Here is a 16,276-nt window from a genome sequence, read left to right as displayed (position 1 = left end):
ACCTTGGCAGCTGGGCAGCCAATAATGGCTACCGGTTCGGATTTGGCGCAGCCCGCTATCGCTAGAACTGCTGTGACAAAGCTCATCTTTCGAAAGTCGCGCATCGTCTAAATCGTCCCCCTCTTTTTTTAAAATAACATCGCTACATACGATCTTCCAACTCGCTAGGCTGTGACTGGACGATCTGTCCTTTCACGGGCATGCTGCGTTTCTCAGTATCCGTCCTGAAAACAGGCGGGCACCAGCGTACCCTTGGACACACGTTCTGGGAGGGACGATATGGGTTCGGTACACGGCTTTCCGGCAGGTGATCCTGCCGACATCACCATCGGGGCGCGTATCAAGCGCTGGCGTGACAAACGCGGCATGGATCAGGACCAGCTTGCCGCCCTGCTCCATCTGACCGGCGCTGAAATGCGTCTGGTCGAGGCCGGTCGAAGACACCTCAATCTGGCCGAGGTCGATGCCGCAACCCGCGCCCTGCACCTGCCCATCTGGGCGTTGACCACCGGAACGCCCAGCTGTTGATACCTTCCCGCCCGTATCGCACCCTGTTCGCAGGCATCGGATGCTTCGCGCTGGTCCTGCAATATGCGCTGATGATTGGCGGCAATCCCGACAAAGGTGCGGGCGAGCTGACACTCAACTTCTTCAGCTATTTCACCATCCAGACCAATATCATGGTCGCCCTTGCGCTGGCTGTCCCCGCCATCGCGCCCGACAGCAGATCAGGACAGTGGCTGGTCCAGCCCTCTGTGCGTACAGCGATCGCACTTTATATTGCCGTGGTCGGCCTCGTTTATCACTTCCTTCTGGCCCCCACATGGGCTCCTCAAGGCTGGTCGCTACTCGCCAATAACCTGCTGCATTACGTCATGCCCGCCGCCTTCGTGGCGGACTGGCTTATGTTCACACCCAAGGGAAGATTGCGCAGGTTCGATCCGTTCCGTTGGCTGGTCGTCGTCCTCGTTTATGGAGTGTGGACACTGCTGCATGGCGCGCTCGCCCACTGGTGGCCCTACTGGTTCGTCGATGTCGATACGCTGGGCTATGGCAAGGCCGCAGCCTATTTTGCAGGCCTGCTGGTTTTCTTCCTATTAGTCGGCTGGATCATGTTTGGCATCGACCAACTGCTGGGACAGCGTGACAGAAGGCGCGTGTCGACCTAAACGTCGGTTATGGCCTATAAATCCCTTCGCGATTTCATCGAACAACTGGAAGCACAGGGCGAATTGGTTCGCGTATCCGAACCCGTCTCGACCGTGCTGGAAATGACCGAGATCCAGACCCGCCTGCTGCGTAATGGCGGTCCGGCGGTGATCTTTGAAAAACCCGTCATGCCCGACGGTTCGGTCAGCCCGATCCCCTGCCTGGTAAACCTGTTCGGCACGGTCAAACGTGTGGCCATGGGCGTGACGCTGGACGGCAAGCAACGCACAACCACGCAGGAACTGCGCGAAGTCGGCGAAATGCTGGCCTTCCTGAAAAACCCTGTCCCGCCGCGCGGTCTGGGCGAGGCGATGGAGATGCTGCCGCTGGCCAAGACGGTCATGTCGATGCGTCCCAAGACCGTGAAAAAGGCTCCGGTTCAGGAAGTCGTCCTCAAGGGCGAGGACATCGACCTGACCAAACTGCCGATCCAGTCCTGCTGGCCGGGCGAGCCTGCGCCGCTGATCACATGGGGCCTCGTCGTCACCAAGGGCCCGAGTGACGACCGCGAGGACGACTTCAACCTCGGCATCTACCGTATGCAGGTGCTGGGCAAGGACAAGGCCATCATGCGTTGGCTGGCGCATCGCGGCGGCGCGCAGCACTATGCCCGCCACAAGAAAGCCGGCAAGCGGGAGCCCCTGCCCTGCGCCGTGGTTCTGGGGGCTGACCCTGGCACCATTCTGGCCGCTGTGACGCCGGTGCCCGAAACCCTGTCGGAATACCAATTCGCCGGTCTGATGCGCGGAGCCAAGGCCGAACTGGTACCATGCAAGACCGTACCGCTGATGGTCCCCGCCCAAGCCGAGATCGTGCTGGAAGGCCACGTCCTGCTGGACGAGCATCACCCCGAAGGTCCGTATGGCGACCACACCGGCTATTATAACTCGGTCGAGACCTTCCCGGTGTTTCAGGTCACTGCCATCACCATGCGCAAAGACCCGATCTATCTGACGACCTTTACGGGTCGTCCGCCCGATGAGCCGTCAGTTCTGGGCGAGGCCCTGAACGAGGTCTTCATTCCTCTGCTGCAACAGCAGTTCCCAGAGATCACCGACTTCTGGCTGCCGCCCGAGGGCTGCTCGTACCGCATCGCCGTGGTGTCGATGAAGAAGGCCTATCCCGGTCACGCCAAGCGCGTGATGATGGGCTGCTGGTCGTTCCTTCGCCAGTTCATGTACACCAAGTGGATCATTGTCGTGGACGACGACGTGAATGCCCGCGACTGGAAGGATGTCATGTGGGCCATCTCGACCAAGATGGACCCAGCCCGCGACATCACCGTGATCGAAGGCACCCCGATCGACTATCTGGACTTTGCATCGCCTGAAAGCGGCCTTGGCTCCAAGATCGGTCTTGACGCCACCGACAAGTGGGAGCCCGAAACCAAGCGCGAATGGGGCGAGGTTATCAAAATGGACGAAGACGTGGTGGCACGCGTCAACGACATCTGGGACAGCCTTGGCCTGCCCGGTGACAAGGCTCCGATCTGGAAATAACCGCCTCAACAGGCCACGCAGCGGTCACATTGGCCTAATTCTTAATCTTCTTCCCTTTTAAGCGGCCGGGTTAGAGGATGGATTATGCGTGTTTTTAAAAATCTGACTGTCGCCAGCAAAATGCTGATGGCAGGCGGTGCTGTAACCGGCGTCCTGCTGCTCGGCGCGGCTTTTGCTGTATCTTACAATACACAAACAGTCGCGCGCAGCCTGTCGCAAGACTATGCGCAGGCCCTGGGCGACAGCGCGGTGGCCAGCGTAAACGGCCAGATTACCGAAGCCTCGGCGACCACACGCGCCATGGCCGACATGATCGGCAGAGCCCATGAAGCCGGCCTGCGCGACCGTGCGACGGTCGTGGCCATGCTCAAACCGGCAGCCACCGCCACGCCTCTGGTCATGGGCAGTTGGTTCATGGCCGCCCCCGACGCCTTCGACGGACGCGACGCCGCCATGGCAGGCCGCGCGGACCTCGGCTCCAATGATTCCGGCCGCTTCATGCTCTACTGGGTGAATGAAGGCGGCACGACGACTTTCCAACCGGCGATGGAGAGCTCCGACTACGAAGAGCCCTACTTCACCCAACCCTTTACGACCGGCAAACCGGCTATCGTCGAGCCCTATTCCGAACCTCTCGGCAACAAGTCCGTGCTGATGACCTCTATCGCCTATCCGGTGATGTCGGGCGGCAAGGTGATCGGTGTGACCGGTCTGGATCTGGCTCTTGACGACCTGTCCACCCTTCTGGGGGCTATCAAGCCCTTCGGAACGGGTCAGGTGATGCTGCTGTCCGGCAATGGCAACTGGGTGTCGCACCCCGATGCCAGCTTGCGCACAAAGCCCTATGCCGAGGCCCGCGCCGATGCCGTAAGCGAAGTGCTGCGCAGTGGTAAGGCAGCTCAGCTGGAGGGTCTTCGCAGTCTCTCCGGCGAGCGTATCGAGCGACACATCAGCCCCACGCCTCTAACCGGACTGGACACCACCTGGGGTCTGGTCACCGATATTCCCACCGCTGCCATCAATGGTCCGGCCGAACGTCTGGCCATTGCGATGATGTTGGGCGGTCTGATCATCCTGATCCTGGTTCTGGCCTCCCTGTTCGTCGTCACCGACAAGGTGGTCCGCAAGCCGCTGGCGCGACTGACCGCCTCGGTCAAAACCCTGAATGCCGGTCGCTATGAAACGCCGGTACAGGGTACCCAAAGCGCCGACGAGGTCGGTGGCATTGCCCGCGCTCTGGAAGGCTTCCGTCACCAGTTGGCCGATACCGACCGTTTGCGCGCCGAACAGGAACAGACCCGTGCTGCGGCCGAGACCGAGAGGTTGCGCAACGACGCCATCCGGCAGGCCGCCGAGGCAGAACAACGCTTCGTCGTCACCTCGGTTGGCGATGGCCTGTCACGCCTGTCGGACGGTGATCTGACCTGCCGTCTGCAAGCCGAATTCCCTGCGGATTATCGCAAGCTGCGCGACGACTTCAATCTGGCCATGGAGCGGCTGGAAGAGACGATGAGCGTCATCATCGGCAGTGCCGCGGGCATCCGTTCGACCACAGGCGAAATCAGCGAAGCCTCGGGCGACCTGTCGCGCCGTACCGAACAACAGGCCGCCTCTCTGGAAGAAACCGCCGCCGCACTGGAACAGGTCACCGCCACGGTTCGCCAATCCTCCGACGGAGCCGAAAAGGCCCGTAACATTGTCGAAACCACCCGCCTCAACGCCCAGCGCAGCGGAGCCGTCGTCAACCAGACGGTCACCGCAATGCAGGAAATCGAAGCCTCGGCCCAGCAGATCGCCCAGATTACCGGCGTGATCGACGAAATCGCCTTCCAGACCAATCTTCTGGCCCTGAATGCGGGTGTCGAAGCTGCCCGCGCGGGCGATGCCGGTCGCGGTTTTGCCGTTGTGGCCTCCGAGGTGCGCGCATTGGCCCAGCGCTCTGCCCAAGCGGCCAAGGAGATCAAGACCCTGATCGGTTCCAGCACCGAGCGGGTCAATCAGGGCGTCAAACTGGTCGACAATACCGGTCTTGCGCTGAACAGCATTATTGATGAAGTCACCCAGATCAGCGGTCTGGTGGCCAATATTGCCGTCTCGGCCAAGGAACAGGCAACCGGACTGGCCGAGATCAATGTGGCGGTCAGCGACATGGACCAGATGACGCAGCAAAATGCGGCCATGGTCGAGGAATCGACGGCGGCGGCACAAGCGCTAGCCCATGAGACCAGCAGCCTTGCCAATCTGATGGAGCGTTTCCGCATCCGCGCCGACGCCTCATCGAATATGGACCGCAACCCCGGCCCCGTAAGGGCCGCAGCTCCCAAGCTGCCCTCGCCGCAAGCGACCATAAAACCCGCGACCGTGACGGCCCTGAAAACCACCGGCCAGCGCAACCTGTCGGCTGTCCCAGCCTTCGCGGACGACGGCTGGGACGAGTTCTAGACCCTGTTCCTCTAATGCCGTGCCCCCTGACGCCAAAAGCGTCGGGGGCATCTGGCCACACAAGGCATTGATCCGGACATCGTTTATGTCCGCCCCACAGGTATTTTCTGACTTTCAGGTCTGGTCCACACCGCAAAGCAGCCTAGAGTAACGGTCTTGTTGTCGCCTGTTGGAGGGGTCTAATGCGACAGATCACGCTGGCGGTTTTAATCGCCGCCCTCATTACGGGTCCAGCCATGTCCGATACACCGATTTCCAATGCCGCCCCGTGGGATCAAGCCTTCCTGCCGCCTGCGCCCAAATGGGATGGTGCATCGCGCGCACTGCTGCGCTCCCCCAATGATCATTGGGCTTCCGGCTTCGAGCAGGATTCCGAATTGAATTTCAGCCCCGACTATGCCGGTACCCGTGCATGGTTCGAGCGTCTGGATGCTGCCTCCGACCTGATCCGCCTCGAAAGCTTCGGCACCTCGCCGGAAGGCCGCGACATCTATGCCGTGATCGCTTCCAAGGACGGCGAACAGTTTGATCCGGCCAAGCCGGTCGTACTGGTTCAGGCGGGCATCCACCCCGGCGAGATCGACGGCAAGGATGCGGGCATGATGCTGCTGCGCGACATTGCCTTCTACGGTAAAAGCGATCTTCTGGACGGGGCCAACCTGATCCTGATCCCGATCCTCAGCGTCGATGGCCATGAGCGTTCGGGTCGCTATTCGCGCCCGAACCAGCGCGGACCGCGTGTGCAGGGCTGGCGCAATACCGGCACCAACCAGAACCTGAACCGCGACTATCTGAAACTGGATCAGCCGGAAATGCGCGCCGTGCGCGGGCTGATCTTGAAATACAATCCCGATATCTATCTGGACGTCCACGTCACCGACGGCATGGACTACCAGTATGACGTCACCTTTGGTTTTACCGGCCAAGATGAAACCTTCACCCGCTCGCCCGCCATCGCAGGCTGGCTGGACAGCGTGTACAAGCCGCATATCTATCAAGGCCTCGAAGCACAGGGCCACATCCCCGGCGAACTGGTCTTCGGCCTTGATGACGATAACCCCCGCGCCGGTCTGAACGACGGCGGCCTTGGCGAGCGTTTCTCCAATGGCTGGGGCGATGCCGCCCACATACCGACCATCCTGATCGAGAACCACAGCCTGAAACCGCACGAACAGCGCGTTCTGGGCACCTATGTGTTTATCGAGGAAACCCTGAAGGTCATGGGCCAGAACGTGACCGCTGTACGCGCCGCCATCGCGGCCGACCGCGCCCTGCGCCCCGCCCTTCTGCCTGCCAATTTCGTACAGGTCGAAGAACCGACCGAGATCGTGCCTTTCAAGGGCATCAAGTACGAGATGTATGAAAGCGCCGCCTCGGGCCGCAAGGAAATCCGCTGGCTGGGTGAGCCTGATCCCGAAATCTGGCAGATGCCTTGGTTCGGATCGCGCCCGAGCCTGCACCTGAAACGACCCGCAGCCTATTGGGTGCCCGCCTATCGCACCGATATCATCGAGCGTCTGGCCGCTTCGGGCGTACAGATGACCCGCGTGGATACCCCGACACCTGTCGATGTCACCATGCTGCGCCTCAAAGGCCCGAAGATGTCGCAACGCGCCAATGAGGGTCACATCGAGGTCAAGATCGACGGCGTCGAAGAAGAAATGACCCGCTGGACCTTCGCCCCCGGTTCGGTGCGGGTCTCCACCGATCAGCCTCTGGGCGATCTGGTCATGCTAGCCCTCGAGCCGCAAAGCCGCGAAAGCTATTTCGCATGGGGCATGTTCCTCGAAGTGCTCAGCCGCGTCGAATATATCGAACCCTATGCCATTGCCCCGCTGGCCGATCTGATGATGGCCTCCGATCCGGCCCTCAAGGCCGAGTTCGAGGCCAAGCTGGCGGCCGAACCCGAGTTCGCCGCCAATCCGCATGCGCGCCTTGGCTGGTTCTATGAACGCACGCCCTTCTATGACCAGCGCCACCTGCTGTATCCGGTCGCACGCGAGAATTGATTATGCCCGCTACCATTCAGGCCGCGGCCCTGTGGGGCGGAATGCTGATCCTGCTGCTGTTTGCCCTTTCGGGCGCAGCGGCAGGGCGCCGTCGCCACCATCGTATCGCCATTGGTGACGGCGGCCAGCACGATCTGGCCCTCGCCATGCGCGCCTTCGGCAATGCCGCAGAATATATTCCGGCAGGGCTATGCGGCTTGATCCTGCTGGCCTTTCTCGGCACGCCTCCGGCCCTGATCCACACCGTCGGCGGCCTGTTGTTCGCCGGTCGCCTGATCCACGCCGTGGCCATGTTCTACCAGCGCGGCCTGTCCATGGTACGCGCGCTCGGCATGACCCTGACATGGCTGTCCCTGCTGATCTCGGGCGTCAGCCTGATCGTCTGGTCCGTATTGTAGGCATCGATCCTCGCCTCATTCGGTTTCAGGGATAGATTGCTGATATCTGCTATCGCCCCATCGCAAGAAGCAGTGGAGAATGTCCGCTTGTCGGCCGCCAGCACGCTACTGCCTGAAGGTCCGAACCTGATCTCGTTCAGAAAGCGTCTCTTTGGTCTCTGTCATCGAGAACGTACGGTGCGACGAGCCAGAGCCCGTCAGCGCCGCATTTGGACGAGGAGCAGGATCACGCCGAGGATGGCCGAGACGGCGGCGACCAGGGCGGTCGAGGCCACCCCGAGGCTGGCGACCGTGAAGCCGCCGATGGCCGAACCGAAGACGATGCCCGAGTTGAAGCCGGCGATGTTCAAGCCGGCGGCCACGCCGACCGAGTCCGGCGTATAGCGTTCAGCCAGGGCCAGCAGGCGAGCTTGCAGCGGCGGGACAGCACCGAAGGTCAGCAGACCCAGGATGGCGACCAGCACCCCCATGGCGATGACGGACTGGGCGAAGACGAAGATGCCCAGGCCGACCACGGCGATGCCGATCAGGATGATCAGGCTGGCGCGATCCGGACCCAAACGGTCGGTAAACGCGCCGCCGATAGTGTTGCCGACAGCAGCGAGCACGCCATAGATCAGCATGAAAATGCTGATGGTGCTCACCGAGACGCCCGTGACGTCAGTCAGCAACGGGGCGATGTAGGTGAAGACGGTGAACGATCCGATATAGGCCAGAACGGTTACCAGGACGCCGGAGATCAGGCGCGGGTGCAGCAGGGCCTTCAGACCCTTGAGGGCGGCGGCGGTGGCGGCACCGGAGGTCCTGCCTTGCGCCCTGTCCGCCGGATCGGACTTCATGCCCATCGCCAGACCGATCAGGCCCAGCACGCCAAAGGCGGTGATGACCAGGAACAGCGGGCGCCAGGAGATCAGTCCGCCGAGATAGGTGCTGACGGGAACGCCGATAGCTAGGGCGATGGTGAAACCGCTGAACACCATGGCGACCGCCGAACCGGCGCGCTGACCGCCGACCAGTCGTGCGGCGACGCTGGAGGCGATGGCGAGGAAGAGGCCGTGACCGACACCGGCGACGAACCGCGACAGAACAATGAGGGTCAGGTCATTGGCCAGGGCCGCCATCAGGCTGCCGAGGCTGAACACCAGGGCCGTCGCCAGCATGACCTGCTTGCGCGGCCAGGCGGCGGTGAGGGCGCTGAGAATGGGGGCGGAGATCGTGGCACCGAGCGCATAGGCGCTGACGACTGCACCGACGGACTGGACCCTGACGCCCAGATCACCGGCCATGATGTCCGACAGACCGATCGGCACGAACTCGGCCAGGCCGAGCGCGAACGCCGTCAAGGCGAACATGTAGATGGCGATGGGCATCCGTTCCCTTACGGGGGGTGCTGAAGTCGTGGGCGACGCCGATCCGGCGGCGCGGTTTCTGGGCATGGCGTCCATTGTGGTTTTCCATTCGAGCGCGAAACCTCGCGAGGTTTACCAGTCAGATAGACCTTGCAGAAGTCGAGATAATGGGGCTTGTTGTCGATATTCTATTGTGGATTTTGCAACAATGTCCGACGACCTTACCGACATGACGGCCTTCGTCCGTATCGCCGAGACGGGCAGCCTTTCGGCGGCGGCACTGGAGCTCAACCAGTCTCTGGCTGTGGTTTCGCGTCGGCTGGCTCGGCTCGAGGATCGCTTGGGAGTCCGGTTGGTCAACCGCACCACGCGGACCCTGTCACTGACCGACGAGGGCGCTCTGTTCCATCTGCGCTGCGCCCGCATTCTGACCGAAATCGAGGAAGCCAAAGCCGAGGTTACTCAGGGACGCGAGGCGGCGGTCGGCCTGTTGCGGGTCACCTCAACCTTTGCGTTCGCGCGGCGTCAGTTGGCCCCTCTGCTGAACGAATTCGGCGCACAGCACCCGAAACTGCGCATCCACCTCGACGCCAGCGACCGGATCGTCAATCTGGTCGATGAGGGCGTCGATCTGGCGATCCGCTTCGGCGCCATGTCCGATTCCAGCTTGATCGCCCGGGCGATCGCCCCGAACGCCTATGTCATGTGCGCCTCGCCGTCCTATCTGGATCGGCGAGGACGCCCGCATGTCGTCGAGGACCTGCGCACGCACGACTGCATCCTGTTCGGATCGCCGCCGAGCAGTCGCTGGAGCTTCAGCGACGGCAGCAGCGTCAAGGTCAAGGGCGACCTGACGACCAATGACGGCGAACTGGCCCATGCCTGGGCGCTGGAAGGTGCCGGTATCGTGCTGAAATCCGCCTGGGACGTTTTCACCGATGTTCGCGAGGGGCGGTTGGAGATCGTCCTGCCCGACACGCCGCTGCCCGGCTCGCCCCTGCATGCCGTCTTTCCCCACACCCGCCTTGCTCCGGCCAAAGTGCGGCTGGTTGTCGACTTCCTGTCCCGTCGGCTCAGAACCGAGTGGGAGGAGAACATCGCTGGCCTGGCGTCCAGTCTGGGACGTGCGGGGTAGGTTCGCTACCGGCCCCATAGGGCTTACGTCGCTTAAATGCGCTTGAGCGAATGTTCGCTGATGGCGCAAAGCCGAACGTAGGGAAGTCAAAGCGATCGTCCGCTTTCCGCCCATAACTGACATTTTCTAGGTCAGCTATCAGCCACGCCAACCCGTGCTAACCCTCTTGAAGTGTTGCGATTGACGGGCGGGTCGGCCATATCCGGCTTATGTCCTCCACGACGCCCTCCTCCGCATCGCCCGATCCTTCCTTGCTGCACGATCTGGTGGCCGCTGCCCTCAAGGCCGGTGCCGACGCTGCCGAAGCCGCAACCGCGCGCCGCGCCTCGTTGTCGGTCGGGGTGCGCAATGCCGCACTCGAAGATGTCGAGCGCGAAGAATCCACCGATCTGGGCCTGCGGGTCTTTATCGGCAAGCGTCAGGCGACCGTGTCTTCTTCGGACCTGTCGGATGCCACCCGTGGTCGTCTGGTCGAGCGCGCCATTGCCATGGCCAGACTGGCCCCCGAAGACCCGTATGCGTCCTTGGCCCCGCAAGGCCTGCTGGCCCCTGCGCCGCATGCCGATCTTGATCTTTACGACCCGTCCGAGCGTTCCGCCGAACAGTTGGAAGCCGCCGCCATCGCCGCAGAAGCTGCTGCCATGGCCGTTGAAGGTGTGTCGCGTTCCGAAGGTGGCGACGCCTCGTGGTCGTCCAGCGAATGGCAGATGGTCACCTCGGATGGTTTTGTCGGCCAGCATCGCGGCAGTGTCTTTTCGATGGGCGCAGGCGTCATCGCCGAAAAAGACGGCCAGATGGAACGCGGCGGCGAACACCGCGCCCTGCGCCACCTCGAAGATCTGCCGTCGGCCGAGGAAATCGGTAAAATTGCCGGTGAGCGCGCCGTGGCCCGCGTCGGGGCCCGAAAGATTGCCTCCACCACCGCGCCGGTGATTTTCGACAACCGCATGGCGACACAGGTTCTGTCGCCGCTGCTGGGCGCGATTTCCGGCACAGCCATCGCCCGTGGCTCGTCCTTCCTGAAGGACAAGCTGCACCAGTTGGTTCTGCCTGCCGGTGTGGACCTGATTGACGATCCCTTACGTCCGCGCGGCCATGGCTCGACCCCGTTCGACGACGAGGGTGTGCGCGTTGAAAAGCGTGCCATTGTCGAGGACGGCATCCTCAATACATGGCTGCTGAACACGGCATCGGCCGCGCAGCTGGGCATGACCACCACCGGCCACGCCTCGCGTGGTCTGGTCGGACCGTCGGGTGTTTCGGCCCACAACATCCACCTGTCGGCCGGCGAAGGCACGCTGGACGACCTGATGGCACAGGCCGGCACAGGTCTTTTGATTACCTCCATGTTCGGCCCGTCGCTGAACGGCAATACCGGCGACTGGTCTGCCGGTGTCTCGGGCTTCTGGTTCGAAAACGGGGAACGCGCCTATCCGGTCAGCGAAGTCACCGTGGCCGGAAATCTGATCGAACTTTATGCCCGTCTGCAGCGCGCAGGCGACCTTCAGTTCCGTCATGCGTTCAACAGCCCGTCCCTGCTGTTCGACAAGGTGGCTATCGCCGGTAAATGACCTCTCTGGATCAAGACCTTGCCCTGATCCGTCAGGCCGCCTTCGATGCGGGCCAGATGGCGCTCGACTATCGCGAAGCGGGGCTGAAGGTCTGGTCCAAGGAAAACGCCTCGCCGGTGACCGATGCCGATCTGGCGGTGGATGCCTTTTTGAAAGAGCGCCTGCTGTCGGCGCGCCCCGACTATGGCTGGCTGTCCGAAGAAACCGCCGACAGCACAGATCGTCTGTCGAAAAAGCGCATCTTCGTGGTCGATCCGATCGACGGCACATCGGCCTTTATGCGTAACAAGCCGTGGTGGTGTACGCCCATCGCCGTGGTCGAAGACGGCGAACCGGTCGCCGCTGCCATCTATGCCCCCATGCTGGGCGAGATGTTCGAGGCCACCCTTGGCGGCGGTGCGCGTCTACAGGGGCGCCCCATTACCGCGTCGGACACATCGCAACTGGAAGAGGCCGAGCTTTTGGCCGATGCCCGCCTGATGGAGGCGCGCGAATGGGACGAACCTTGGCCCCATATGAACTTCTCCAAACGCAATGCGCTGGCCTACCGCATGGCGCTGGTGGCCGCCGGAGCCTTTGATGCCGCCATCGCCATAAGCCCAAAGTGGGACTGGGATGTTTGCGCCGGATCGCTTATCGCACAGGAAGCGGGCGCTCTGGTCAGTGACCATACCGGCCAGAAATGGCGATTTAATCGCCACGATCCGCGACAAACTAGCATGATTTGTGCCGCGCCTGCGCTGCACCCGTTGATAATCCGCCGTACAGCGCCTATCCCGCTGACCTTCTGACCCCTCATTCGCAAGTGGACCATCTCTCCATGGCCGACACCCATAATCCCCAACTTCTTCACCTCGTCATCGGCGGCGAAATGCGTCACCCGTCGGAGCCGACCTTCCGCGACCTGTCCGAAGTCGAATTCGTTGGTGCCTATGGTTCGTATGACGAAGCCAAGGCTGCCTGGAAGGCTCGCGCCCAGGCAACGGTTGATAACGCACACATGCGTTTCTTCATCCTGCACGCCCACAAACTGATCGATCCGCGCGGCGAAGCCTGATCAGATCCAGACTGTGATCCGTTCAAAGGGCGGCTGAGGCTAGGGCTTCAGCCGCCCTTGACGTATAGTGGTCAATCTACCGCCCGAAAGGCGCATCCGTTTGAGGCTCTCGAATGTCGGAACTCTCAGGTGAAATGCTGTTTGGCATCATGTCCATGATGCTGGCTCTGGTACTGTGGGTGCGCGTGCTGATGAACAAGCGCCACTCCGACGACTGGCTCGAAGACCGGCTGGTCGAGCGTCAGGAAAAGATCGAAAACCAGCGTCGCAAAACCACCCCCGCGCCTGCCCCCAAATCTGACGAACATACCGGCCCCGCACGAGGTCCGTGGGGCTAAGCCCTATTCGCGTCTCAGTATGCGTTCGACCAGCAGGTCCCCCCACCAGCGCGAACGAAATGCACGGGTCATCGCCTCGCAATCATAGTCGTCGCTCTGCACCCATTGCACCAGATCCACGCTCTTGGGCTCGATCTCGCTGGCATAGGTTTCCAGAAACACATCCAGCACGCCGGTCTTGCCCTCGCGGTTGTGCAAGGTACGGCGTCCCAGCTCGCTCTTCGCTTCGCTCATGGGCTGGCCCAGATGGAAATGGCGATAGAGCGCCCCCATCAGTCCCGCCCGATCCGCCCCTGACTTGCAGTGGATCAGCGCCGGATATTCGATGGTTTCGAACATTTCGCGGGCCTTGAGGATGCGTTCGGGCAAGGGCGCATCGCGCGAATCCAGCGGCGCATCCACCAGTGTCAGCCCCAAACGCGCACAGGCGTCTTTTTCCAGCCAGTAAAAAGGCTCTTCACGCGGACCGCGTACATTGATGACGGTCTTGATGCCCTGACGTTTCCACCATGCCAATTGGCGCGGAGACGGCTGGTTCGAGCGCACCATTTTAGCATCCACCCAGTGCGTATTGGTGAAACTAAACCGGATAAAGGCGTGGTCGCCCCAGAAATACGACCACAAGACCTTGAAACGCGCGTATGGCGAGGACAGATCGGGGGATGACATAAGCGCCGGATTACCTTTGGAAACGCTAGGGTCATCCCTTTCACACCCCTGCCGATAAGCCAAGGCTTGACTTGCAGGCCCAGCCGTTCGACCGAAGTGTATGACCTCACCCGCCGCGTCCCCAGAGCCAAAGCAGAAACAGCCGCTAAACCCGCTCGCAAAGCGAATCTGGCGCGACTACCTGTCCCATCACAAGACGGCCTTCTTCAGTTCGCTGGCTCTGGCCGCGTTCGCGGGTGGTCTGACGGCAGCCCTGTTACGCTTTCTGGAACCCTCCATCGATCTTCTGTTCACCCAACAAGAAGGGCTGGTTCCGTTTCTGGGTCTGTTCAAGGTGCATCACAGCGCCCTGATCATTCTGATTCCGGGCGTGATTGTCGCCCTGTCGATCATGCGTTCGCTGGCCATGGCGGGTCAGGCGGCGCTGGTAAACCGTCTGGGCCACGGCATCGTCGGCGACATCCAGAAACAGCTGTTCTCGCGGATGATCCATGCGGACCTGTCGCGCCTGCGTAACCAGCATTCCGGTAGCTTTGTCTCTTCGGTGCTGTACGACGCCAATCTGGTGCGCGAGGCCTTCACCAACGGCATCGTCAACTATACGCAAAACGCGCTGATGCTGGTCGGTGTCATGGTGGCCATGGGCTTTATCGACCTGACCCTGACAACGATCGTTCTGCTGGGCGTCCCTGCCGTCAGCCTGATCATGCGCAAGTTCGGCAAAAAGTCCCGCAAGGCCGCCAAGGGTGCGATGACCGAAACCGAGAACCTATCCTCGGCCCTGATGGAAAATCTGGACGGTGTGCGCGTCATCAAGATGGAGAACCGCGAGCAGGCCGAAGAAGCCAATGTCGCCACCGTGATCGACCGTCGCCAGCGCCACGTCATCAAGGGTGCCGACAGTCGGGCCTTTGCTGGACCGGCCTCCGACATTATCGCCTATTCTATTGTTGCCGCCGTCATCGGCTATGCGGGGTGGAGCGCCAGCAAGGGCGAGATGTCGGTCGGCTCGTTTGCCGCCTTTATCGCCATGCTGATGCTGGCGGGTCAGTCCCTGCGCCAACTGACCAATCTATCCACCGTACTGTCCGAAGGCATGACCGCCGCACGCCGCCTGTTCGAAGCCTTGGATATCCAGCCGGAAATCCGTGAACAGGCCCATCCTCAAGATCTGGCCTCCGGCCCTGTGACCATCGAATTCGAGGATGTGCATTTCGCCTACAGCACAGCCAGCGGACCTGTGCCGACCCTGAATGGCATCAACCTGCATGTGGCACCGGGCGAAACCATCGCCCTCGTCGGCCCGTCGGGTGGTGGCAAGACCACGATCCTCAGCCTGCTGCCACGTTTCTATGACGTCACGGGCGGGCGCATTACGGCCAATGGTCATGACCTGCGCGACCTGTCCCTGCATTCCTTGCGCGCCCAGATTGCGCTGGTGACCCAAGAACCCTTCCTGTTCGACGACACGATTGCGGCCAATATTGCCTATGGCCGCACCGATCCGACCGAAGACGCGATTATCGAAGCCGCCCGCGCCGCCGCGGCCCATGACTTCATCATGGCCCTGCCGCATGGCTACCAGACCCGCGTGGGCGAGGCCGGTGCCCGTCTGTCGGGTGGCCAGCGCCAGCGCATCGCCATTGCCCGCGCCTTCCTGAAGGATGCCCCCATCCTGTTGCTGGACGAGGCCACCAGCGCACTGGATACCGAGAGCGAGGCTCTGGTCCAGCAGGCGCTAGAGCGGCTGATGGAAGGCCGCGCGACCCTGATGATCGCCCACCGCCTGTCCACCGTGCGCAATGCCGACCGCATCTATGTGATTGATGCCGGTCAGGTGGTCGAGATCGGCACCCATGACGAACTGGTCGCCAAGGGCGGCCTGTATGCCCGCCTGGCCCGCCAGCAGTCACTGGACGGCATCGCCCCCTTCCCCCATGACGCCCTGCCTGACGAGACCGGTGCATGAGACCCCTTCGTAATCCGGTTATCCAGAAGGCTGTGTCCTTCACCCTCTCGCAGTGGATGCGCTTTTGTTATGCCACCACCCGCTGGGAGCATGAAAACCTGCCTCTGGCCGAAGAAGTCTGGGATCAGGGCGGCGGTGTTCTGGTGGCCTTCTGGCATTCGCGTCTGGGCCTTGCCGTTGCCGCGTGGCCCATGGACCGTGCTCAAAAAATGCGCGGCCTGATCTCGCTGTCGGCGGACGGCGAGTTTCTGGTCAAGGCTATGGCCCGTCTCGGCATTGATGCTGTGCGTGGTTCGTCCAGCAACAAGGACAAGAAACAGGCTTCCAAGGGCGGTACTCAGGCCCTGCGTGACGGTCTGCGCCAGCTGAAAGTCGGCGGTCTGGCCGTAACACCGGACGGCCCGCGCGGCCCAGCCGGTGTCATGGCCGAAGGTTTGCCGGTCATGGCCCGCATGTCGGGTGCCCCCGTGCTGTTCCTCGGCATTTCCGCTAAACCGGTCATCCAGCTCAACAGCTGGGACAAGGCCGTATTGCCCCTGCCATTCGCCAAGGGGGCGGTTGTGTGGGACCGCGCCACCTATCCGCAAGGCGCAGACCTTGCCGATGTCGTCACCGAATGGACCGCCCGTAT

Annotated in this window: 15 protein-coding genes; 13 read left to right on the top strand and 2 right to left on the bottom strand. The window is 62.0% G+C overall.

Translation table 11 applies throughout. The features are described 5' to 3' along the window. Positions 1–279 precede the first annotated feature (279 nt). From RSB01_RS02315 to RSB01_RS02290, 6 genes are all read left to right on the top strand, one after another. Positions 280–528, top strand: coding sequence for a helix-turn-helix transcriptional regulator (locus RSB01_RS02315; RefSeq protein WP_332590056.1), 249 nt, complete (start codon positions 280–282; stop codon positions 526–528). Next, positions 525–1,169, top strand: coding sequence for a Pr6Pr family membrane protein (locus RSB01_RS02310; RefSeq protein WP_332590055.1), 645 nt, complete (start codon positions 525–527; stop codon positions 1,167–1,169). Before RSB01_RS02315 ends, RSB01_RS02310 begins: the two co-directional genes overlap by 4 nt. A gap of 9 nt (positions 1,170–1,178) precedes the next feature. Next, positions 1,179–2,708, top strand: a complete 1,530-nt coding sequence (locus RSB01_RS02305) for a UbiD family decarboxylase (protein ID WP_332590054.1) — start codon at positions 1,179–1,181, stop codon at positions 2,706–2,708. A gap of 84 nt (positions 2,709–2,792) precedes the next feature. Further along, positions 2,793–5,150: a methyl-accepting chemotaxis protein gene (locus RSB01_RS02300; protein ID WP_332590053.1), complete on the top strand. Its 2,358-nt coding sequence runs from the start codon at positions 2,793–2,795 to the stop codon at positions 5,148–5,150. A gap of 182 nt (positions 5,151–5,332) precedes the next feature. Then, complete coding sequence (locus tag RSB01_RS02295; protein WP_332590052.1) at positions 5,333–7,159, top strand: M14 family metallopeptidase; 1,827 nt, start codon at positions 5,333–5,335, stop codon at positions 7,157–7,159. 2 nt (positions 7,160–7,161) lie between these two features. Next, positions 7,162–7,557, top strand: a complete 396-nt coding sequence (locus RSB01_RS02290; protein WP_332590051.1) for an MAPEG family protein — start codon at positions 7,162–7,164, stop codon at positions 7,555–7,557. 197 nt (positions 7,558–7,754) lie between these two features. Here RSB01_RS02290 and RSB01_RS02285 read toward each other — a convergent pair whose 3' ends face one another. After that, positions 7,755–8,909: an MFS transporter gene (locus tag RSB01_RS02285; RefSeq protein WP_332625028.1), complete on the bottom strand. Its 1,155-nt coding sequence runs from the start codon at positions 8,907–8,909 to the stop codon at positions 7,755–7,757. A 205-nt stretch (positions 8,910–9,114) separates the two neighbouring features. Here RSB01_RS02285 and RSB01_RS02280 point away from each other — a divergent pair, with 205 nt between their 5' ends. The 5 genes from RSB01_RS02280 to RSB01_RS02260 all read left to right on the top strand — a co-directional run bounded on the left by RSB01_RS02280 (position 9,115) and on the right by RSB01_RS02260 (position 13,007). Beyond that, a complete protein-coding gene (locus RSB01_RS02280; RefSeq protein ID WP_332620557.1) occupies positions 9,115–10,041 on the top strand; it encodes a LysR family transcriptional regulator in 927 nt (308 codons plus the stop codon). 209 nt (positions 10,042–10,250) lie between these two features. Then, positions 10,251–11,612 (top strand): metallopeptidase TldD-related protein, encoded by a 1,362-nt coding sequence (locus tag RSB01_RS02275; RefSeq protein ID WP_332590048.1) that lies wholly within the window; start codon positions 10,251–10,253, stop codon positions 11,610–11,612. Then, the gene (locus tag RSB01_RS02270) at positions 11,609–12,403 is read left to right on the top strand and encodes a 3'(2'),5'-bisphosphate nucleotidase CysQ (protein ID WP_332590047.1); all 795 of its coding nucleotides are present in this window, start codon (positions 11,609–11,611) and stop codon (positions 12,401–12,403) included. The genes RSB01_RS02275 and RSB01_RS02270 overlap by 4 nt, the downstream gene beginning before the upstream one ends. Positions 12,404–12,432: 29 nt before the next feature. After that, positions 12,433–12,669, top strand: coding sequence for a DUF4170 domain-containing protein (locus tag RSB01_RS02265; RefSeq protein ID WP_332590046.1), 237 nt, complete (start codon positions 12,433–12,435; stop codon positions 12,667–12,669). A gap of 113 nt (positions 12,670–12,782) precedes the next feature. Continuing rightward, positions 12,783–13,007 (top strand): hypothetical protein, encoded by a 225-nt coding sequence (locus RSB01_RS02260; RefSeq protein WP_332590045.1) that lies wholly within the window; start codon positions 12,783–12,785, stop codon positions 13,005–13,007. Between the two features lie 3 nt (positions 13,008–13,010). Here the strand turns inward: RSB01_RS02260 and RSB01_RS02255 are convergent, their stop codons facing one another. Beyond that, the gene (locus RSB01_RS02255) at positions 13,011–13,676 is read right to left on the bottom strand and encodes a sulfur transferase domain-containing protein (protein ID WP_332590044.1); all 666 of its coding nucleotides are present in this window, start codon (positions 13,674–13,676) and stop codon (positions 13,011–13,013) included. A 100-nt stretch (positions 13,677–13,776) separates the two neighbouring features. On the opposite strand from RSB01_RS02255, the gene RSB01_RS02250 reads away from it, so the two are divergent. After that, positions 13,777–15,645: an ABC transporter ATP-binding protein gene (locus RSB01_RS02250; RefSeq protein ID WP_332590043.1), complete on the top strand. Its 1,869-nt coding sequence runs from the start codon at positions 13,777–13,779 to the stop codon at positions 15,643–15,645. After that, on the top strand, positions 15,642–16,276 hold a 635-nt coding region (locus RSB01_RS02245; RefSeq protein ID WP_332625025.1), incomplete at its 3' end, for a lysophospholipid acyltransferase family protein. The genes RSB01_RS02250 and RSB01_RS02245, both read left to right, overlap by 4 nt.

The sequence above is a fragment of the Brevundimonas sp. genome, assembly GCF_036659295.1.
Taxonomy (GTDB): domain Bacteria; phylum Pseudomonadota; class Alphaproteobacteria; order Caulobacterales; family Caulobacteraceae; genus Brevundimonas.
Note: the sequence above shows the minus strand (reverse complement) of the source record. Positions and strands in the feature narration are given on the sequence as shown.